Raw genomic sequence first — 298 nt, 5'->3', positions numbered from 1 at the left:
TTATTAGGGCCTGTTGACAATTCACCCTGCCGCCTACGTGCCGCGGCTTGTCCGCGGCATCCAGACGATCTGATTAACGGCAAATATCTTCGTACAGATCACGCCATTCTGCATTCAACTGTTCAATGGTGTTTATTTTCCATTGGCGTGGCCAATTCTTGAAACGTTTTTCACGCCGGGCAGCCTCGATATAGCTCTGATGGATTTCATAATAAACCAGCATATGCGTATTGTAGGTAGCAGTAAACCCCGGAACCACCTTCTGTTTGTGCTCCCAAACACGTTTGATCAAATCCAC

General features: G+C 47.3%; 1 protein-coding gene. It reads right to left on the bottom strand.

The features are described from left to right. Window positions 1-73: 73 nt before the first annotated feature. On the bottom strand, window positions 74-298 hold the full coding sequence (locus ACQUTA_RS13125; protein ID WP_444988715.1) for a GIY-YIG nuclease family protein: 225 nt from the start codon (window positions 296-298) through the stop codon (window positions 74-76).

The organism is Legionella navarrensis (assembly GCF_052527415.1).
The sequence above is the reverse complement of the archived record's forward strand: the minus strand, read 5'-3'. Positions and strand labels throughout refer to the sequence as shown.